The organism is Pedobacter flavus (assembly GCF_036324285.1).
GTDB classification, from domain to species: domain Bacteria; phylum Bacteroidota; class Bacteroidia; order Sphingobacteriales; family Sphingobacteriaceae; genus Pedobacter; species Pedobacter flavus.
In genome coordinates, this window is record NZ_JAZDQU010000002.1 from 655,441 (window position 1) to 676,606 (window position 21,166).

Annotated in this window: 21 protein-coding genes; 13 read left to right on the forward strand and 8 right to left on the reverse strand. The window is 31.1% G+C overall.

Translation table 11 applies throughout. The annotated features are described in order from the left end of the window. Positions 1-20 precede the first annotated feature (20 nt). From VRU49_RS09000 to VRU49_RS09035, 8 genes are all read left to right on the forward strand, one after another. Entirely contained in the window at positions 21-842 is an 822-nt protein-coding gene (locus VRU49_RS09000) for an MBL fold metallo-hydrolase (protein ID WP_330146446.1), read from the forward strand. Positions 843-968: 126 nt separating this feature from the next. Next, positions 969-2,042, forward strand: coding sequence for an MBL fold metallo-hydrolase (locus VRU49_RS09005; protein WP_330146447.1), 1,074 nt, complete (start codon positions 969-971; stop codon positions 2,040-2,042). Positions 2,043-2,084: 42 nt separating this feature from the next. Beyond that, positions 2,085-2,441: a hypothetical protein gene (locus VRU49_RS09010; protein WP_330146448.1), complete on the forward strand. Its 357-nt coding sequence runs from the start codon at positions 2,085-2,087 to the stop codon at positions 2,439-2,441. Beyond that, a complete protein-coding gene (locus tag VRU49_RS09015; protein ID WP_330146449.1) occupies positions 2,432-3,244 on the forward strand; it encodes a hypothetical protein in 813 nt (270 codons plus the stop codon). Before VRU49_RS09010 ends, VRU49_RS09015 begins: the two co-directional genes overlap by 10 nt. Beyond that, the gene (gene miaA, locus VRU49_RS09020) at positions 3,228-4,166 is read left to right on the forward strand and encodes a tRNA (adenosine(37)-N6)-dimethylallyltransferase MiaA (RefSeq protein ID WP_330146450.1); all 939 of its coding nucleotides are present in this window, start codon (positions 3,228-3,230) and stop codon (positions 4,164-4,166) included. Before VRU49_RS09015 ends, miaA begins: the two co-directional genes overlap by 17 nt. 136 nt (positions 4,167-4,302) lie before the next feature. Next, complete coding sequence (locus VRU49_RS09025; RefSeq protein WP_330146451.1) at positions 4,303-4,809, forward strand: outer membrane beta-barrel protein; 507 nt, start codon at positions 4,303-4,305, stop codon at positions 4,807-4,809. A 151-nt stretch (positions 4,810-4,960) separates the two neighbouring features. Further along, positions 4,961-5,500 (forward strand): DUF3347 domain-containing protein, encoded by a 540-nt coding sequence (locus VRU49_RS09030; protein WP_330146452.1) that lies wholly within the window; start codon positions 4,961-4,963, stop codon positions 5,498-5,500. Positions 5,501-5,581: 81 nt separating this feature from the next. Continuing rightward, entirely contained in the window at positions 5,582-6,868 is a 1,287-nt protein-coding gene (locus tag VRU49_RS09035; RefSeq protein ID WP_330146453.1) for a citrate synthase, read from the forward strand. Between the two features lie 74 nt (positions 6,869-6,942). On the opposite strand, the gene VRU49_RS09040 is transcribed toward VRU49_RS09035, so the two are convergent. The 5 genes from VRU49_RS09040 to VRU49_RS09060 all read right to left on the reverse strand — a co-directional run bounded on the left by VRU49_RS09040 (position 6,943) and on the right by VRU49_RS09060 (position 11,761). Next, a complete protein-coding gene (locus VRU49_RS09040; RefSeq protein ID WP_330146454.1) occupies positions 6,943-7,908 on the reverse strand; it encodes a DUF3667 domain-containing protein in 966 nt (321 codons plus the stop codon). Between the two features lie 5 nt (positions 7,909-7,913). Next, entirely contained in the window at positions 7,914-9,290 is a 1,377-nt protein-coding gene (locus VRU49_RS09045; protein WP_330146455.1) for a nucleoside permease, read from the reverse strand. An 86-nt stretch (positions 9,291-9,376) separates the two neighbouring features. After that, a complete protein-coding gene (locus VRU49_RS09050) occupies positions 9,377-9,994 on the reverse strand; it encodes a bifunctional nuclease family protein (protein WP_330146456.1) in 618 nt (205 codons plus the stop codon). A gap of 34 nt (positions 9,995-10,028) precedes the next feature. Beyond that, entirely contained in the window at positions 10,029-10,997 is a 969-nt protein-coding gene (locus VRU49_RS09055) for an electron transfer flavoprotein subunit alpha/FixB family protein (protein WP_330146457.1), read from the reverse strand. Positions 10,998-11,023: 26 nt separating this feature from the next. Further along, the gene (locus VRU49_RS09060; protein WP_330146458.1) at positions 11,024-11,761 is read right to left on the reverse strand and encodes an electron transfer flavoprotein subunit beta/FixA family protein; all 738 of its coding nucleotides are present in this window, start codon (positions 11,759-11,761) and stop codon (positions 11,024-11,026) included. 103 nt (positions 11,762-11,864) lie between these two features. Between VRU49_RS09060 and VRU49_RS09065 the strand changes: the two genes are divergently transcribed. Continuing rightward, entirely contained in the window at positions 11,865-12,200 is a 336-nt protein-coding gene (locus tag VRU49_RS09065; protein ID WP_330146459.1) for a tetratricopeptide repeat protein, read from the forward strand. A gap of 27 nt (positions 12,201-12,227) precedes the next feature. Continuing rightward, a complete protein-coding gene (gene chrA / locus VRU49_RS09070; protein WP_330146460.1) occupies positions 12,228-13,427 on the forward strand; it encodes a chromate efflux transporter in 1,200 nt (399 codons plus the stop codon). Between the two features lie 6 nt (positions 13,428-13,433). On the opposite strand, the gene dnaB is transcribed toward chrA, so the two are convergent. Continuing rightward, positions 13,434-15,008 carry a replicative DNA helicase gene (dnaB, locus tag VRU49_RS09075; protein WP_330146461.1) on the reverse strand — a complete coding sequence of 525 codons (1,575 nt, stop codon included), beginning with the start codon at positions 15,006-15,008 and terminating at the stop codon, positions 13,434-13,436. A gap of 216 nt (positions 15,009-15,224) precedes the next feature. On the opposite strand from dnaB, the gene rlmB reads away from it, so the two are divergent. Further along, a complete protein-coding gene (gene rlmB / locus VRU49_RS09080; protein ID WP_330146462.1) occupies positions 15,225-15,998 on the forward strand; it encodes a 23S rRNA (guanosine(2251)-2'-O)-methyltransferase RlmB in 774 nt (257 codons plus the stop codon). Between the two features lie 6 nt (positions 15,999-16,004). On the opposite strand, the gene VRU49_RS09085 is transcribed toward rlmB, so the two are convergent. Both VRU49_RS09085 and VRU49_RS09090 read right to left on the reverse strand, forming a co-directional pair. Then, the gene (locus VRU49_RS09085; protein WP_330146463.1) at positions 16,005-17,093 is read right to left on the reverse strand and encodes a mannose-1-phosphate guanylyltransferase; all 1,089 of its coding nucleotides are present in this window, start codon (positions 17,091-17,093) and stop codon (positions 16,005-16,007) included. A gap of 4 nt (positions 17,094-17,097) precedes the next feature. Further along, positions 17,098-18,063, reverse strand: coding sequence for a KpsF/GutQ family sugar-phosphate isomerase (locus VRU49_RS09090; protein ID WP_330146464.1), 966 nt, complete (start codon positions 18,061-18,063; stop codon positions 17,098-17,100). 90 nt (positions 18,064-18,153) lie between these two features. Between VRU49_RS09090 and recQ the strand changes: the two genes are divergently transcribed. Beyond that, positions 18,154-20,343 (forward strand): DNA helicase RecQ, encoded by a 2,190-nt coding sequence (recQ, locus tag VRU49_RS09095; RefSeq protein WP_330146465.1) that lies wholly within the window; start codon positions 18,154-18,156, stop codon positions 20,341-20,343. Between the two features lie 9 nt (positions 20,344-20,352). Continuing rightward, a complete protein-coding gene (kdsA, locus tag VRU49_RS09100) occupies positions 20,353-21,165 on the forward strand; it encodes a 3-deoxy-8-phosphooctulonate synthase (RefSeq protein WP_330146466.1) in 813 nt (270 codons plus the stop codon). The last annotated feature ends 1 nt before the right edge of the window (position 21,166 follow it).

Below are 21,166 nucleotides of genomic sequence, written 5' to 3' on the forward strand. Positions count from 1 at the left end.
TAAATCGTTATTTTTATTTAATGCATATAAAATTTGCTTCTCTTAATTCTGGAAGTAACGGGAATTCCTATTTTGTTGGTACAGATGATCATAAAGTCTTAATTGACGCTGGAATTTCTGCAAAAGAAATAGGGGCGCGACTTACTAGGTTAAATCTAGATCCTAATTCTATTGAAGCAATATTCATTTCTCATGAACATAGTGACCATATTAAAGGATTAGAAGTTTTTGTAAAGAAGTATAAAACGAAGGTATTTATAAGTGAACCTACCTATTTTAATTCTCGACTTAATATTGATAAGGGGTTATTGTATTTTATTCAAGATGGTGAGGAAATTAATATTGGTAATTTAAAAATCGACTGTTTCCGGAAAATACATGATGCCATAGATCCATTTAGTTTTACAGTTTCTTCTTTTGATTTAAAAATTGGTGTTTTTACGGATTTAGGTTCAGTATGCACTAATTTAATTAAACATTTTAGTTCTTGTAATGCCGCTTTTTTAGAGGCTAATTATGATGTAGAATTATTAAAAAATAGTAATTACCCATATTACCTTAAAAGTAGAATAAGTGATGGAAAAGGTCATTTATCTAATTTACTGGCTTTAGAATTGTTTAATAACCATAAGAACGAGCAACTATCTCATTTAATATTAAGCCATTTATCAGAAAATAATAATTGTCCTGATTTGGTTGGTAGTTTATTTGAACAATTTTCTGGTCATACGCTAATTAATGTAGCTAGCCGATTTAAAGAATCTGAATTGTTTTCTATTAATAGTGAATTAAGTTTGTCGCATAAAACTAAGAATAGACATATTCAAACTTCTTTATTCTAATGGATTTAATAAATTGAGGTTAAATACTTATAATATTTAAATATATTTTAGCACGTTACTATATTTAGATAGTAGAAATGATGATTATGGTTAATTTCGCAATTTTAGACCTATAAAAACTCAATTTTGTATACAGTTATTTTTATAATCTTTCTTTTCATAATTTATATCTTAAACTTAAGATCATTTGGAAAATTACCTGATGGAAATAGGAAATTAAGAATTAAATCACTGCCCAATTTTAATAATAACGCATTAAATAATATAAGCAAAACTGATGTTAAACCATCAAATGTCTCATATTTTGAATTAATTAAACGTGTTTTATTAACTAAACATCCTAATAAAATTCCCAGGAGTAAATTACCTGTAAAATCACCTAATTTCAATTTAGAATTACCTGCTGTTACTTGGTTTGGACATTCATCATATCTTTTGCAATTAGAAGGAATGAATATTTTAGTAGATCCAGTATTTGGTGATAGAATTTCACCATTCAAATATTTGGGTACAAAGCCATTTCCTGGTTCAAAATTCTTTAATTTAGATAATTTGCCGCCACTAGATGTTATTATAATAACCCATGACCATTATGATCATTTAGATTATTATACTATAAAATGGTTAAGGAATAAAAATGTTGTTTTTATAACTTCATTAGGAGTAGGTGAGCATTTAGAACATTGGGGAATTTCTTCTGATAAGATAATTGAATTAAGCTGGGGTGAAAGTTATAAGTTACCAGGTGGATTTCAATTTATTGCTGATTCTAGTAGGCATTTTTCAGGGCGTAAATTTCATAGAAATCTATCATTATGGTCAGCATTTATATTAAAAACACCGAAAGGTAATTTTTATTTGGGTGGCGACTCTGGTTATGATCTACACTTTAAGGAAACTGGAAATAAATATGGACCATTCGAAATGGTTTTTTTAGAATGTGGGCAATACAATAATTATTGGCCAGATATTCATATGTTTCCTGAGCAGACTGTAAGTGCTGCAAAGGATTTAAAGGCTAAAATATTATTCCCTGTTCATTGGGGTAAATTCGCGCTTTCTACACATACATGGTCAGAACCCGCTCAACGTGTAACAGTTGCTGCTAAAGAATGTGATATGAATATTGTTATCCCTTATTTAGGCGAAACAATTTCAATAGAAAATGGTTATAGTAATGAAAATTGGTGGGATAGGTAAAAGGCCTATTTTATAAATTTTAATCTTTTTATTTGTGGTGTTATGGAAACTAGTTCAATAGAAATTTTTCAAACAATTAGAGCCAGTATGCAACCCTATGCTGCAATGGGCTTTAACGCTGAAATTAATTCAGAAAATGAATACAAATTAAGTACTAGTGAAAATCCTAATTTAAAAAATCGCCAATTTTGTAAGGTCTATATTCAAAATAATCAAGTTTATTGTTGTTTGTTTAATGATAAATTACCTAATGATATGGTTCAAAATTTAAAAGAATTGGGTAAATTTGATGGTGAAAATTGTTTCTTAGTCAATTCTTTCTCAGAACTATCTAAAATGGAATTGGAAGAAATATTATCTGTCGGATATAAATTATTTAAATTTAAACATTGGGTTTAGAACAAATTTGGATTCAAGATTTTATCAAAGCATTAAAATCGAATGGCGTAATTGGTGAACTCAAAAATCTAACTGTTCCTACTTTAATTATTAAGGATAAAATCTTAATCAGATTAATAAGCATTTTTAATCTTCCGAATTTTAAAGATCTCGAATTAGAAAAAGAATCTTTTTTAAATAAAAACTTCCTAGTTATAAATCTTTGGCAAGATGTCTGGATAAATAAACCCGAACAGGTTTTATATCGTATAAAGTATTTTGTTGATTTAAATAAAAGGATACATACAAGAAAATGCACGGTTATGGAGGTAGGAAAAACTGAGGCCAAGCTTTTCTTAGATAAATATCACCTACAAGGTTATGTAAAGTCAAAACATGCTTATGGTTTGTTCTTCGAAAATCAACTCTTATTAATTGCTTGTTTTAATAATTTGATTATGAAATCTAAAGGAGAGAACTATTTGTCGGCCGAATTAATTAGATTTTGCACTTTACCAGAAGTAAATATTCCGGGTGGATTAAGTAAAGTAATAAATTTTTATAAAGAGAGAACTCCCTTTAATGATCTGATGACTTATGCCGATAGGGATTGGTCTAACGGACATAGCTTTCAAAAATTAGGGTTTAATTTAGTAGATAAAACTGATCCTGTGCAATTTTATATTAACAAAGACAGTTTTGAAAGACTAACTGAAAATCAATACCATCTTAAAATTAACAAATCTCTTGGCTGTGCAGAGGATTATATTCAAATTCAAAACACTGGAAATCTAAAGTATATTTTAAATGGAATTAAGTATTAATAATCCTTTATTGGTTATTTTAGGTCCAACTGCTTCTGGAAAAACAGAATTGGCTGTAAGATTAGCTGATTATTTTAATGGAGAAATAATTAGTGCCGATAGCAGACAAGTTTATAGAGGTATGGATATTGGGACAGGAAAGGATCTAAACTCCTATAATTTTAATGGCAAACAGATTAAATACCATTTAATTGATTGCGTTGATGCTGGAGAAAAATACAACTTACATTTATTTAAAGAAGATTTTCAAGGTGTTTACAAGAATATAATTTCAAATAACAAATTACCTATTCTTTGCGGTGGAACCGGATTGTATATACAAAATGTTTTACAGGAATATCCGTTTACATCTATCCCAATAGATAATTATTTAAGATCCCAGTTGGAAGTTAAATCCAAGGAAGAATTATTGGTAATACTTAATTCTCTAGATCATCATTTTATGAAAGTGGATTTATCTTCACATAAAAGAATAATTAGAGCCATAGAGATTTGTAATTATTTAAAAAGTAATAACCTGATAGAATCTGAAAATATTAAATACAATTCTTTAGTAATTGGATTAAAAGGGGATAGGTCTATTTTAAGAGAAAAGATAAAACTTAGATTAGAAAATCGTATTGAGGAGGGGTTGATAGAAGAGGTTGAGGAATTATTGAAATCTAATATTTCATTTGATATTTTAGCCTATTATGGCTTAGAATATAAATTTGTTGCCATGTATTTGAAGCAGGAAATCTCAAAATCGGAATTAGTAAATCGCTTATTTATAGCTATTTGTCAATATGCTAAAAGACAGGAAACTTATTTCAGAAAAATGGAAAAAGATGGTATTAAAATAGAATGGATTGATTTTTCTGAAGACAAGGAAACTATATTTCATCACTCAAAAAAATTAGCTGAAAATTACTTTATTAAGTAATTGTAATTCAACTAATTAATTTTCCATTACTCGGGTTTTATTTATCGTTTTAATCAATCATATATTCATTTTTGGCATATTATTTGAATTACATTCAATAATTAATTAACTAATGATAATTTTTAAATAATTGATTATGAAAAAGATTACAAATGTATTTATTGTAGTTATTGCATTTATTTTCACATTAAGTGTTTCAGCATTTGCTCAAAGTTCAGATACTCAACCAGTGAGATTAGGGATAGGTTTAAGTTTAGGTGTTCCTACTAATGATGCATATGATTTTGCCATTGGGGGCGATTTAAGGCTTCAAAAAGACTTCTCTAAAGAAGTTTCTGGTATGATATCTGTTGGTTATACAGATTTTTCCGCTAAAAACTCACTTAATAGTAGTTTAGGCTTCATTCCTGTAAAGGCAGGTGCTAAATTTTTTGTGGGCGAGGGTACTTACTTAGGTGCTGAACTTGGTGCAGGATTTGGTACTAAATCAGGTTCAAAAACTAGTTTTCTTTGGTCGCCAAGTGTAGGTCATGCATGGAGCAACGGTTTAGATTTATCATTAAGATATGAAGGTGCAAGTATAGATAATATTCCTTCGCCTAACCAAGTTGCATTAAGAATTGCATATGGATTTAAACTTTAACGTTAATTTTAGTTAATACTCAAGCCTTCCTTTTAAAAGGAAGGCTTTTTTTTGTAATAATTTTAAGTTTTAATGAAATTATGAGTTAAAAAAAACAATTTAATGGCCAATTTTTAATTAAATTTGAAGTTGATAAATACAATTATATAAGATGAAATTGATTTCAAAAAATATTGGTTTTTTAGCTGTTCTTGTTCTTTTGTATTCTTGCCAGAATACAAATAATGTTGATTCAACAAATGTTACAGATTCTGTGAAAACTGTGGAAGTAAAAACTAATTTAAAGTTTGTAAATCCGAGTGAAGAATTAATATATAATTCTTATATTAATTTGAAAGATGCGTTGGTATTAGCGGATGCATCAAATGCTAGTAAATTTGCATTAGAATTAGCGTCACAATTGTCGAAAGAACCTTCATTTAAAGATATTTCGAAATTAGCTAATAAAATTGGGAATGATACTGATCTTAAGAACCAGCGTAAGGTATTTACTGATTTAAGTAATCAACTTATTGCTCAATTTAAAAAGGCGAAATTAAGTGAAGGAAAAATATTTGTACAACATTGTCCAATGGCTAATAATGGGGATGGTGGTGATTGGTTAGCTTCGGAAGCTAACATTAGAAATCCATATTATGGGGACGAGATGTTAGAATGTGGATCAGTTGTAGAAGAAATAACAATTAAATAAAATAAATAGGATAAAACATGACCTAAATAATGTGGTTATGTTTAAATAGATAGTTAAATTCGTTAGCATAAATATTATACAATGTCAGAAATTGCAGAGATCATAGTAGATGGTAAGAAGATAGAATTACCGGTTATTACAGGCACTGAAGATGAAAAAGCAATAGATATATCAAAATTGCGTGATCTTACAGGGCATATTACTTTAGATTTTGGTTATAAAAATACAGGATCTACAAAAAGTGCCATTACGTTTTTAGATGGAGAAGAAGGTATTTTGAAATATAGAGGTTACTCTATTGAAGAATTGGCTGAAAAATCTACATTTTTAGAAGTAAGTTATCTTTTAATTTATGGTAATTTACCTACACAAACAGAATTAGATAATTTTCAAACATTAATTAGCAGACATACTTTAATTCATGAAGACATGAAGAAGTTTTTTGATGGTTATCCATCGAAATCTCACCCCATGGGTCAATTGTCTGCATTAGTATGTTCTCTATCTGCATTTTATCCTGAATCATTAGTCGCAGAACAAACTAAAGAAGAGCAAGAATTAACCATGATTAAGTTATTGGCTAAAATGCCAACGATTGTATCATGGATTTACAAGAAATCTTTAGGCCACCCGCTAATTTACCCTAGAAATAATTTTGATTATGTTACTAATTTCTTAAACATGACTTTTGGTCAGAGAACAGAAGATGTAACAATTGATCCAGTTGTGGTAAGTGCAATGAATACTTTATTAATTCTTCATGCAGATCACGAACAAAATTGTTCAGCATCTACTGTTAGAATGGTAGGTTCTTCAGATTGTAATTTATTTGCTTCTATTTCTGCTGGTATTTCTGCTTTATGGGGTCCTTTACATGGGGGTGCAAATCAAGCTGTAATAGAAATGCTTGAATTAATTAAAGCTGATGGTGGCGATACTGAAAAATGGATAAACAAAGCGAAAGATAAAAATGATCCATTTAGAATGATGGGCTTTGGACATAGAGTTTATAAAAACTTCGATCCAAGAGCTAAAATCATTAAAAAAGCTTGTGATGATGTTTTAGAAAAATTAGGAATTAATGACCCAATTTTATCTATTGCTAAACGTTTGGAAGAAGCTGCTTTAAGCGATCCATACTTCATCGAGCGTAAATTATATCCAAATGTAGACTTTTACTCGGGTATTATTTATCGTGCTTTAGGTTTCCCAACAGATATGTTTACTGTTTTATTTGCATTAGGAAGATTACCAGGATGGATTGCTCAATGGAAAGAAATGCACGAAAACAAAGAGCCTATCGGTAGACCAAGACAAATTTACACTGGTCATACCAATAGAAAATATGTTGATGTTAATGGTAGATAGAAATATTAACCTCAAATAATAAAAAAGCTCCTTGAAAATATTTTCAAGGAGCTTTTTTTATGCTGTTAAATTAATTAGAAATACCATAAGGTTATTAATGAGAGTACGGTCATACAAAATGCTAAAAGCGTAAAATATATAATCGATAATAAAAACATTTTTAATAAGGTTACCTTTCTACTTTGACCGTAAAAAACTCGCATTGATCTATAAATATACCAAGTAAAATAAGCCCAAATAATTAAAAATAGTATGGTGGATGGATCGAAAAGGAAACCCAATGTGAAATTTAATAGTTTAGCAATTAAAAGAGTAAGGAATATTAAGGAATGAATATGGAAGGAGTAGATTAAATCTTCAAAATAATACCTTTCTTTAGATCGATGAAAGGCATATAAAATTGCCGCAAAAAGTGGCAACAGTACAAACATCATTTTTGGAGTATTCTTTACAAATGTGTTTGTAAATGTTTTCTCTATACTTTCATTTTTGTACTTAATCTTAGCTTTTGCTATAGATTTCTCAAGAAAATTTGGTTGATCTTTTTCAGGTAAACGTTGAACTCTTTTTAAATAATCTTCATACGTTATATCAGAGGGTTGTGGGTTTTGAATTTTAATTTCTTTAATGATGTCATTTGAAGCATCTAAATTCACTTTTGTATCTTTTAATAAAGAATCTTTTAATTCCTCAGTTTTAAAGCCTTCAGCACTTGCATCAACCTTGCTATCTGTAGAAAATATAAATAAGAAGAATAAGATACTTATAAAGATATACAGTTTTATAGGATGGAGGAAAGTCGCTCTTTTACCTTCAACATATTGTTTAGTTAACACGCCTGGCTTAAACAGCAAGGGTTTCATGGTGTTATTAAACTTATTATCAAAGTGAAAGTAATCGCCTATAGCATGAATCATCATGTGCAAAGCATCTTCCTTTAATTCTAAATTTTCTTGGCCGCATTTAGAGCAAAAGTTTTCATCCACTGTATAGCCACAGTTCAGGCAATTTTTTTCCTTTCTATGCTTTACGAACGACATTTGTATTAATGTTTTATAGCTTTAATGTTATCCATTTCTTTCTTATTGTGTTTGTATTTAAAGATTAATGGGAAAATAACAGCTAATACTAATGCATAAGCAGCGAATGCCAACCATATTGAGTGCCAATCTTTAATTTCGACTGCAGAATCTAAAATTCCATTAGTAATTGTTTTACCTCTTAACAAATCCTGAATGGCAAGATTATCAAGTGATGTATTTAAATCGGCAAGTAATTTATCTACTTCAAAATATTGTATAGTATAGTATTTTTGGATGATGTAACCGCTTAATGTACTACCTAAAACAGCGCCAATACCGTTTACCATCATCATAAATAAACCTTGGGCACTAGCTCTAATTTTAGTATCCGTTACGTTTTCAATAAATAAAGATCCAGAAATATTGAAGAAATCGAACGCCATACCATAAACCACACAAGAAATAATAATTAGCATTAATCCTGAACCTGGATCACCGAATGCAAAAAGTCCGAATCTTAATACCCAAGCAATCATACTAAAAATCATTACTTGTTTAATACCAAATCTTTTTAAGAAGAAAGGGATGGTAAGAATAAATAAGGTTTCAGAAATTTGAGAGATGGATAGAATAATGGTAGAATATTTTACAACTATAGATTCACTATAAATATCACTTAGTTTAAAATCATTAAGGAAAGTATCGCCATAAGCATTGGTTAATTGTAACGCAGCGCCAAGGAACATAGAGAATATAAAAAATATAGCGATTTGTGGATTTTTAAATAGCGAAAATGCATTTAATCCTAAAGCTTCTACAAATGATTTTTTAGAAGTTTTATTTGCTAATGGTGGGCAATTAGGAAGGGTAAAGGCATATAAACCCAACGCAATAGCGGCCACTGCAGCAATATAAAATTGATTAGCACTATCTTTATTACCAGTTAAATCTGTAATCCACATTGCAGCAATAAAACCTATTGTACCCCAAACCCTTATAGGAGGGAAATCTTTTATTACATCATTTCCTTTATTCTTTAAAATAGTATAGGCAATTGTATTTGATAATGCGATAGTTGGCATATAGAATATCATACAAAGCAATATGGCCCAGAAAAATGAAGATGGGTTATCTACTTGAGGAATATAAATAAGTACCATTGCGCCCAAAATATGAAGTATTCCGTAAAGTTTTTCTGCATTTATCCACCTATCTGCTATAATTCCTGTTAGAGCGGGCATTATGAGTGAAGAAATTCCCATGGTAGAAAAAATAACTCCAAATTCTGCTCCTGACCATTGTTTATTTTGGAACCAATAAACTCCAATGGTAATTAGCCATGATCCCCAAATAAAGAGTTGCAAGAAACTCATTAGGATCAATCGCATTTTTGTACTCATAATGCTTTAATTATAATGTTTGATATAGTTTTTAATATTAATTATAAAATTTTTAAAAAAATAAATTATTTAAAATGAAAATGGATTTATTTTTCTTTTTTTCTTTTAGAAATTTCATCTCTTAGCTTGGCAGCAAGTTCATATGCCTCGTCTGCAATAGCTTTAGAAAGCTCAGCTTCTAATTCTTCTGTACTTTGTAATTGAAATTTTTGATTAGGAGGGGGATTGGTAAAATCCTCTGGTGGATTATCGATAGTTGTATTTTCGAAACTATCGATAAACAAAAGGTCATTTCCTTCCATTTCTATACCTGCAGAGCTTAGAATAAACTCATAGGTATATATTGTAGCGTTAAATCTAACAGCAATTGCAATAGCGTCTGATGTACGAGCATCAATTTCGTGTGTGTCATTGCCGTCGGTGCAAATAATTTTTGCGAAAAACACACCATCTACCAAATTATAAATCAGGATTTCTTCAATCCTGATTTTATAATGATCGGCAAATGATTTAAATAAATCATGTGTGAGCGGTCGGCTAGGTACCATTTTTTCAATTTCAATGGCGATAGCTTGTGCTTCAAATGCTCCAATAATTATGGGCAATCTTCTTCGTCCATTTACCTCACCCAAAACTAGGGCATAAGCACCAGATTGAGTCTGACTGAACGATAAACCAACGATATCTAATTTAACCTTTTTCATTTATCGTTTACCCATTATTTTTACGACTAAGGGATTAACCTTTAAATGCTTTTATAGCCTCAATTAGTTTAGGAACTACATCAAATGCATCTCCAACGATTCCATAATCAGCTACTTTAAAGAAAGGTGCTTCAGGATCTTTGTTGATTACAACAATCACTTTTGATGAACTTACACCAGCAAGGTGCTGAATAGCTCCAGAGATACCAATTGCGATATATAAATTAGGGCTAATAGCAATTCCGGTTTGACCAACGTGTTCTGAATGTGGTCTCCAATCTGCATCTGAAACAGGTTTAGAACATGCAGTAGCTGCACCTAATAAATCAGCCAACTCTTCAATCATTCCCCAGTTTTCTGGACCTTTTAATCCTCTACCTGCTGATACAACTAATTCTGCATCAGGTAATGATACTTTATTTGAAGCACGTACAACTTCTTTAATTATTGTACTTAAGTCTTCATTTTTAATAGTTGGTTCAAAATTTTCGATACTTACCGCAACGTTATTTTCTTTAACACCAAATGCATTTGGATTTAAAGCTATAACTTTATTTTCTGAAGTGATGTTAACTGTTGCAAATGCTTTACCAGAAAATGCTGTTTTCTTAACCTCAAATCCATTTGAAAGATTAGGAAGCTCAATAGCACCATCAATTAATCCAGCATTTAATTTTACCGCAATTCTAGGTGCTAAACCTTTTCCTGAGAAAGAGTTAGAAAGCACAACTATATTGGCTTGTTCCTTAGCAGCAGCTTCCGAAATAACTGAAGCATAAGCTTGATTGATAAAATTCTTTAAAGAATCATTTGATACATTTAAAACTTTAGATGCACCATAGTTTCCTAATTTTTCTAATTCACTATTTTCAACATTTCCTATTGAGATAGCGGTAACTGTAGTATTATTCAAATCTGCGATAGCTTTTGAATATGAAACAGCTTCAAATACAGATTTTTTAAATTTTCCCTCTGCTTGTTCTACGTATACTAAAATTGACATAATTTCTTTTGTAATAAATAAAAGGATTAAATAACCTTTGCTTCAGTGTGTAATAAATTAACCAAATTTGATGTTTCTTCAGGTGAAATTAATTTCACATTGCCACGTGGAGATGGCGTTTCAAAACCAGTAATAGTAGATTTGGTTTGAACCTCGATAGCTTCAACAACTTCCAATGGTTTTGTTCTAGCACTCATAATACCTCTCATATTAGGAATTTTAGGTTCAGCAACACCTTCAGCACAACTTGCAACAAATTTTGATTGAACAGTTAATACTTCTTTTCCACCTTCAATTTCGCGCTCAATTGTAGCGTTATTATCTGCGAAATCTAATTTTTTAATGATAGAAATTGATGGAAGATTTAATAATTCGCCTACCATTGAAGCAACCTGAGCACCATTGTAATCAATAGATTCTCTTCCGCATAAAATCATATCAAAATCTTTATCCTTTGCGTAATTCGCAATTTGAGATGCTACAAAAAATGCATCTTTTGGATCAGCATTTACTCTTACTGCATTATCTGCACCAATAGCTAAAGCTTTTCTTAAAGTTGGTTCTGTAGTTCCATCACCAACATTAATTACAGTTACTGTTCCTTTTCCACCTTCACATAATTCAATAGCTCTTGCTAAAGCTATTTCGTCATAAGGATTAATTATAAATTGAACTCCTGCTGAATTAAACTCGGTATTGTTGTTCGTAAAACTTATTTTTGTGGTTGTGTCAGGCACATGGCTTATGCAGACTAATATTTTCATGTTTTTATAAATTATTTATCTTTCACAATTATTAATTATTGGCTATGCCGATGAGAATTATACTCTCTATTTGCAAATCTAATCAAAAATGCAAGTATTTAAAATGGAAAATACACGAATTCAAAAGTTATTGAACTTTTTACAAGAAGATGGAAACGATCCATTTTTACTTTATGCCTTGGCAACCGAATATAATAATCTAGGAGATGTAGATTTAGCGCTTAAGTATTACGAAGATTTGGTTCAAAACCATCCAAATTATGTTGGAACTTATTATCATTTAGGCAAGTTATACCTTAAATTAAATAAAGATGAAAAGGGAATTGCAGTACTTCAAAATGGGATGAAGGTCGCAAGAGAAATAAGAGATAATCATGCATTTAATGAATTACAATCTGCCTATAACCAAGCTGCTGGTTTGGATTATGAAGACGATTAGTTAACTTAAGCGGATTAAAAAATCAAGATGAAAGGTAAAAGAATTTTATTCTTAAAAAATGTATTATTATTTACATTGACCTCTTTTGGTGGTGCACAAGCTCATCTTGGTTTATTATTAAAATACTTTGTTAAAAATTCAAAATTTATATCTGAAGAAGATTTACTTGAATTAAATGCACTTTCACAATTATTGCCCGGTCCGGCTTCTACACAAACTTTAGTAGGAATAGGGTATAAGGTAGGAGGGTTGAAGCTGGCCATTATTACTTTTTTTATTTGGGTTCTTCCATCGGCAATAATCATGACTTTTGCTGCTATCAGTATCACTATGTTCGATGAAAAAAGTAATTTTTCATCTATCACCAAATATATTCAGCCCATTGCATTAGGAATTGTTGCTTATGGTGGATTTCAATTTGCAAGTAAAGTCTTAAATTCTAATGTAAAAGTGTTTTTATGTATAGCTACTGTAATTGGAACTTTGGTTTTACAAAATGCTTATATTTTCCCTCTTGCCTTATTGTTGGGAGGAATTATAAGTTCTACCCTAGAAATTCCAATTGAAGAAAGAACCATCAGGTTTAATTTATTTGCAAATATAAATCCTAATAAACTATTTTATTTTATCGGGGTATTAGTAATTCTTGCCGGATTGGGTGCTGTAATTAATACCACCTCTCCATTTAGCTTACCTATTAGATTATTCGAGAATTTTTACAGGAATGGTATTCTTGTTTTTGGGGGTGGACAAGTTTTAGTGCCGTTGATGTTTACCGAATTTGTTCAGATGAAAAATTATTTATTGTCTTCTGAATTTATTTCTGGTTATGCATTACAACAAGCCATTCCGGGACCAACATTTTCATTTACAAGCTTCTTAGGTGCTTTAAGCATGAAGAAATTTGGTTATGATACAATTGGACAGGTTTTTGGTGGATTAATTGGCGTTATTGGGATAAATTTACCCGGGTTAATATTGGTTTTATTTATTGTTCCTTTTTGGAATGATTTGAAGAAAATTACCCGAATTAAAAATTCATTATCGGGAATAAATGCGGTAAGTGTTGGCTTTATTATAGCAGCGTTCTTTTTGTTGTTTTATCCGATAGGGTTTAATTTGATTAATATCGGAATTGTATTTATAACCTTCTTACTGTTAAATTATACAAAAGTAAATGCGCCAATAATTATTATTATCGGCGCATTATTGGGTTATTTTTTCTGATAAATTTTAGAATGGAGGAGCATCATCATCGTAACTGTCATCCCATCCTTTTTCTGGTTTAATGGTAATAGAATTACTTTGCCCAAAATTAGATGAAGGCATCATACCTGCAGATGGATTATCCGAAGAAAATGTATTTGGAGCTAAAAAGCTTTCTTCTAAATCTGCAAATTTTACATACTTTCCAATAAATCTTAATGGTACAATTCCAGTTTCACCATTTCTGTGTTTAGCAATAATTACTTCACCAACACCTGCTGTTGGTCTGCCACTTTCATCTTCAGAAATACCATAATATTCTGGTCTGTAAAGGAATAAAACCATATCAGCATCCTGCTCAATAGAGCCAGACTCTCTTAAATCGGATAATAATGGTCTTCTTCCGTTTGGTCCAGGTCTACTTTCCACGGCACGACTTAATTGTGATAGTGCCAGTACAGGAATATTTAATTCTTTCGCAACAGATTTTAAAGCTCTAGAAATACTACCTATCTCTTGCTCTCTGTTACCACCTCCGCCTTCACCTTTACCGTGCATAAGCTGAAGGTAATCGATGATGATCATTTGGATATCATACTGAGATTTTAGTCGTCTACATTTTGCTCTAAATTCAAAAATATTTAAAGCAGGGGTGTCATCAATTAATAAAGGTGCTTCAGTTAAAGTTCCAATTTTACTGTGCAATTTTTGCCATTCCCATTCTGCCAAGCTTCCTTTTCTGATTTTCTCTTGTTCAATTTCAGTTTCTCCAGAAATTAAACGATTAACCAACTGAACAGACGACATCTCTAATGAAAATACAACAACTGGTTTCTTAAAATCAACAGCCGCATTCCTTGCACAACTCAATACAAATGCTGTTTTACCCATCGCAGGTCGGGCAGCAATAATTACCAAATCTGATGCTTGCCATCCACCTGTAATTCTGTCTAAATCGGTAAACCCAGATGGTACCCCAGTTAATCCATCAGTTTTTGTTCTTAATTCTTCTAAAGTGGCTAGAGATTGTTTAATAATCTCGTCCATTTTTTGAGTATCTCTTCTTAGGTTATTTTGAGCTATTTCAAATAGATTTTTTTCAGCATGATCTAGTAAATCAAATATATCTGTAGTGTCTTCATACGCATTATGAATAATTTCACTAGAAATTCTAATTAACTCTCTTTGAATATATTTCTGCGAAATAATACGTGCATGGTATTCAATATTTGCTGCAGAAGCTACTCTATTTGTTAAATTGGTAATGTAAAATGCACCACCCACCAATTCTAAAGTACCTTGTTGTCTTAATTCTGCAGTAACTGTTAAAATATCTACGGGTTTCGACTTCTGAAACAATAAATGAATAGCTTCAAATATTTTTTTATGCGATTCCTGGTAAAATGATTCAGGTTTTAATATGTCAATAACAGTAGATAAAGCGTCTTTTTCTAGCATTAGCGCGCCTAATACAGCCTCTTCAAGATCGGTAGCTTGTGGTGGTAATTTACCAACCTGTGCAATGTTGGTATTTATTCTACTCTTTCTCCCAATTCCCGGTGAAAATTTTCCTTGTCCTGTCTGTTCGTTATCGATATTCATATTACAAAAGTATATATAAAACTAGGTGAAAGGTAATTTGTTTATGAACAAAATTAAACGTCTAAATATTAAGAACAGTTGTGGTTTTAACAATATAATAGTTTTTATTAACAAGAAAATGTTAATAATCAGTTAAATAATATTCTATTCTTATTAGAATCTTAAATATGTAAGGAAGACTATAAAATTTTAGGTATTTTTGATTTTTATATAAATATGGAATTTAAAAGAAGACCCCAAAAAGTTCGTGAATCAAATGCCTTTGTTTTTGGAATTAGAGCCGTTATAGAAGCAATTAAGGCTGGACAAGATATAGAAACCATATTTATTCAAAGAAACTTAAACGGTCAGCTTTTACTAGAATTAAAATCTGTTTTATCTGGTTCAGATATTCCAGTAAACATGGTTCCGGTAGAGAAATTAAATAGGATGACTACAAAAAACCATCAAGGTGTAGTAGCTGTTGTTTCTCCCATTTCGTTTCAAAAAATAGAAGATATTATTCCAATAATATATGAGCGTGGAGAAACGCCATTAATTTTAATATTAGATAGTATTACTGATGTAAGAAATATGGGGGCAATTGCACGTACTGCTGCTTGTGCAGGTGTACATGCCATTATAGTTCCATCAAAAAATTCTGCTCAAATTAATGCTGATGCAATTAAAACCTCTGCTGGTGCACTATTTAGTATTCCTGTTTGTAGACATAATAGTCTTCATAAAGTAGCTCAGTATCTGCAAGAAAGTGGTTTACAATTAGTGGCTTGTACAGAAAAGACAGATGATTTAATCTATAATCCGGATTATACTTTGCCTACTGCTATAATTATGGGAGCTGAGGACGAAGGAATTAGTAAAGATTTAATAAGAATTGCCGATCATTTAGCAAAAATCCCAATGATGGGCGAAATAAGCTCGCTAAATGTATCTGTTTCTGCCGGAATTATACTTTATGAAGCAGTAAGAGTAAGAACTGCTTCTAAATAAAGTAAATTAAATATATTCCGGACCAAAATTAGATTTAACATCGGCTACAATTTCTTTAACCATTTGTTCGCTATCGCGTGGACAAATTAATAATGTGTTATTATTTTCTACGACGATAAAATCATTTAACCCATTAATAATCACTAATTTATTCTTTGGCACATTAACCATACAATTAGATGAATTATACATGATGACATGATCGTTAGGCATAACAGCATTTCCTACATAATCTTTTTCTGCCATGTCGTAAATAGATGCCCAGGTACCTAAATCAGACCAGCCAAACTCAGAAGGAAGAACATAAACATTTTCTGCTTTTTCCATTATGGCAATATCTATTGAGATATTAGTACATTGTTGGTAAGCGTTATTTATGAACAATTTTTCATTTGCTGTATTTAAAAATGCTTTTCCTTGATCAAATATTTCAAACATATCTGGAATAAACTGCTCAAATGCTTTAATTATTGATTTTGCTGACCAGATAAAAATGCCCGCATTCCATAAAAAATCACCACTCTGGATAAAAGTTTTGGCGATTTCTAAATTAGGTTTTTCTGTAAACAACTTAACTTTATGGATAGCTTTATCAGAAAGTGTTTTATTGGTATATTGAATATAGCCATAACCTGTATCCGGTCTGCTAGGCTTAATACCCAAAGTAATTAATACATCATTTTCGGATGCAGCATTTAATGTTTGTTCAATAGCATTAATAAAAGCATCTTGATTGCCAATTGTATGGTCGGAAGGTGCTACAACAATAACAGCATCTGGATTAATTTGAGCAATTTTCATGCAGCCATAAGCCACACACGGAGCTGTATTCCTCATAATTGGCTCTTCCAAAATTTGGAAATTATTTAAATCTGGAAGTTGTTCCTTTATAAGATCGGAATAAATCTCATTGGTAATAATAAATATATTTTCAGGCGGACAAATTTTCAAAAATCGTTCGTAAGTACTCTGGATTAGTGTTTTTCCAACTCCAAAAAAATCAATAAATTGTTTAGGAAATTCTGTTCTACTTACTGGCCAAAATCTACTCCCAACACCACCTGCCATTATTAAGGCATATTTATTTTTATCCATTATCTTAAATTATTCCTTCTTGAAGAAGATCGTGTAAATGTAACATTCCAAAATACTCTCCATCTTTTGTAACTAATAATTGGCTTATATTGTTTTTACGAATAATATCTAAAGCTACAACTGCTAATTCTTCTTTATCAACACTTTTTGGGTTAATACTCATTAAGTCTTTAGCGGTTAATAATTTATAATCACTGCCTTTTTCAAGCATTCGTCTAATATCGCCATCAGTAATTACCCCTAAAATATGATTTTCTTCTAATACAACTACAGCACCTAATCTATTTTTGCTAATTTCTATTATAACTTGTTCTACAGTAGCATCTTTATTTATAGAAGGTTTTTCATTTTTAATACTTACATCACCGGCTTTTAGGTATAGTTTTTTACCTAAAGAACCACCTGGATGGTATTTTGCGAAATCCTCAGATTTAAAATTTCTTTCATTTAATAAAGCAATTGCAAGCGCATCGCCCATAGCAATTTGAGCTGTGGTGCTGGTTGTAGGTGCTAAGTTATTCGGACAAGCCTCTTTCTCTATGGTTGTATTAAGAATGATGTCTGCAAATTGTGCTAAATCTGAATTTAAATTACCAACCATTCCGATAAGGATATTTCCAGACCTTTTTAAAAGCGGTGCTAAAACTTTAATTTCTGGTGTATTTCCACTTTTTGATATACAAATTACTATATCTTCAGATTGAATCATCCCTAAATCGCCATGGATGGCATCTGCGGCATGCATAAAGCTAGATGGTGTACCGGTTGAATTAAAGGTAGCGACTATTTTTTGTGCAATAATTGCGCTTTTACCTATTCCGGTAACAATAACACGTCCTTTGCTTTTTAAAATTAACTCTGTTGCACGAACAAAATCGTCATTTATGTACTCGATTAAGTTCATTATGCTTTGTGATTCTAACTCTAAAGTCGACTTAGCATTTTGTATAATAGTTTTTTTACTTTCCAAAGAGAATTTTTTTTAGTAACTTAATGCATTAATTTATGCAAAATTATGTTATTTTGATTCAAAATTAGCACACAAATTTTTATAGGTACAATGGAGGGAAAAAAGGCGCTGTTTGATAGCCTGCAAAATTTTTTTGGATTCGACACTTTTAAAGGTGAACAAGAGTCGATTATCCAAAATATATTAAATAGAAAAAACACATTTGTGATTATGCCTACCGGGGGAGGAAAATCCATTTGTTATCAATTACCGGCAATTATGTCGGAAGGCACGGCAATAGTTATATCGCCCTTAATAGCTTTAATGAAGAATCAGGTTGATCAGATTAGGGCTTTTGCTGGAAATGATAATGTCGCACATTTTTTAAATTCATCGCTTAATAAAACTGAAACCAATATTGTTAAGTCTGATTTACTGAATGGTAAAACCAAACTATTATATGTGGCACCAGAATCGTTGGCAAAACAAGAAACGATTGAGTTTTTAAATTTGCTAACTATTTCATTTGTTGCTGTAGATGAAGCACATTGTATTTCTGAATGGGGTCACGATTTTAGACCTGAATACAGGAAAATTCGTCAAGTTATATCTAATTTAGGGCCTAACATTCCAATTATAGCTTTAACAGCTACTGCAACGCCAAAAGTTCAACAAGATATTATCAAAAACTTGCAAATGACGGATGCTACTTTATTTAAGTCGTCATTTAATAGAACCAATTTATTTTATGAAATACGTCCTAAAAGGGATGTTCTAAAAGAAATAATAAAATTTGTGAAGCAACAATCCGGTAAATCTGGAATTGTTTATTGTTTAAGCAGGAAAAAGGTTGAAGAGGTTGCAGAAAGCTTAAATTTAAATGGAATTAAGGCTTTACCTTATCACGCTGGATTAGAACCCAAAGTTAGAGCAGAAACTCAAGACAAGTTTTTGATGGAAGATGTTGATGTAATTGTTGCAACAATAGCTTTCGGAATGGGGATCGATAAGCCAGATGTACGTTTTGTAATCCATCATGATATTCCAAAAAGTATGGAAGGGTATTATCAGGAAACGGGTAGAGCTGGAAGAGATGGGGGTGAAGGCGTTTGTATAGCGTTTTATGCCCAAAAGGACATAGATAAGCTTGCAAAGTTTATGAAGGATAAGCCAGTTGCAGAAAGAGAAATCGGTACTCAAATTCTTAAAGAAGTGATAGATTATGCAGAATCTGGCGTGTGTAGAAGAAAGCAAATCTTGCATTACTTTGGAGAGAATTTTGATGAGAAAAAATGCAATAAAATGTGCGATAATTGCAAACATCCTAAATCGCAATTTGAGGCCGAAATTCCGCTTATTAAAATCTTAAAACTTATTAATAAAATAGGTAATAAGTTTGATGATGCTCATTTGTTAGATATATTATTGGGTAGGGAATCAGCTCAAACTATTGCTTATGAGCATTTTAAATTAGAAGAATATAATTCTGGAAAGGAAGAAGGAGAAATTCTTTGGAAATCTGTAATTAGACAAGCCGTACTAGAAAATTTTGTCACAAAAGATATTGATAATTATGGTTTATTGAGTGTTTCTGATAAAGGGAATACCTATATTGATAATCCATATCCTTTGAAATTTATTCTAAGTGAAGAATTACCTTCAGGAAAGGAAGACGACGAAGAAGATAATAAACAAGGAACAGCTGCCTTAGATCAAGTTTTAATGGGCTTGTTAAAAGATCTGAGGAAGAAAATTGCTAAACAAAAGAATGTTCCGCCTTTTGTGGTTTTTCAAGATCCTTCTTTAGAAGAAATGTGTACCAATTACCCTGTTACGCTAGAAGAAATGAAACAAATTTCGGGTGTGGGACATGGTAAAGCGACAAAATTTGGTAAAGACTTCATTGAATTAATAAAGAATTACGTTGAGGAAAATGAAATAGAAAGACCAGTTGATTTTGTCATTAAATCTCAAGCCAATAAATCTGCTTTAAAGGTGTCTATAATTCAAAATATAGACCGTAAAATTGGATTAGAGGATATTGCTAAATCAAAGGGCATTACTTACCACGAGATTTTGAAAGAAGTTGAAGCAATTGTAAATTCTGGAACCAAATTAAATCTCAATTATTTTGTTGATGAAATTTTGGATGAAGATAGACAAGAAGAGATATTTGACTATTTCAGATCTGCTGAAAATGATTCAATAGACAGTGCATTGAAAGATTTAGGAGAAGAAGATTATTCTCGTGAAGAGATTCAATTAATGCGAATTAAATTTATGTCGGAACTGGGAAATTAAATCTTAATTATGAAAAATTTATTAAATAATATAAAACATACTGATTCGAATAACTTTTTTTTAATGGCTGGTCCATGTGCAATTGAAGGAGAAGATATGGCTCTAGAAATTGCTGAAAAAATTGTTAAAATTACTGATAAGCTAGAAATACCATATATTTTTAAAGGTTCTTATAGAAAGGCTAATAGAAGTAAAGGGAGTTCTTTTACAGGAATTGGTGATGAAAAGGCATTAAAAATTCTGGAAAAAGTAGGGAAGACGTTTGATATTCCTACTGTAACTGATATTCACGAAAGCGGTGAAGCAGCTATGGCAGCAGCTTATGTGGATGTTCTTCAAATTCCAGCATTTTTGTGCAGACAAACCGATTTATTACTAGCCGCAGCAGCAACTCAAAAAGTGGTAAATGTTAAGAAAGGACAATTTCTTTCTGCAGGATCTATGAAATTTGCGGTTGAAAAAATTAAAGAAACAGGTAATGATAAAGTAATCTTAACTGATAGAGGTAATACATTCGGTTATCAGGATCTAATCGTAGATTTTAGAGGGATTCCTGAAATGAGATCTTTTAATGTGCCTGTGGTTATGGATTGTACGCATTCGCTACAACAACCCAATCAATCTACAGGTGTAACTGGTGGAAAACCAGAATTAATTGAAACAATAGCTAAAGCAGCTATAGCTGTAGGTTCTGATGGATTATTTATAGAAACACATCCAAACCCTCAAATCGCGAAATCTGATGGTGCAAATATGCTACATTTAGATTATTTAGAAGATTTACTTACTAAACTCGTTAAAATAAGAAAAGCAATATTATAAT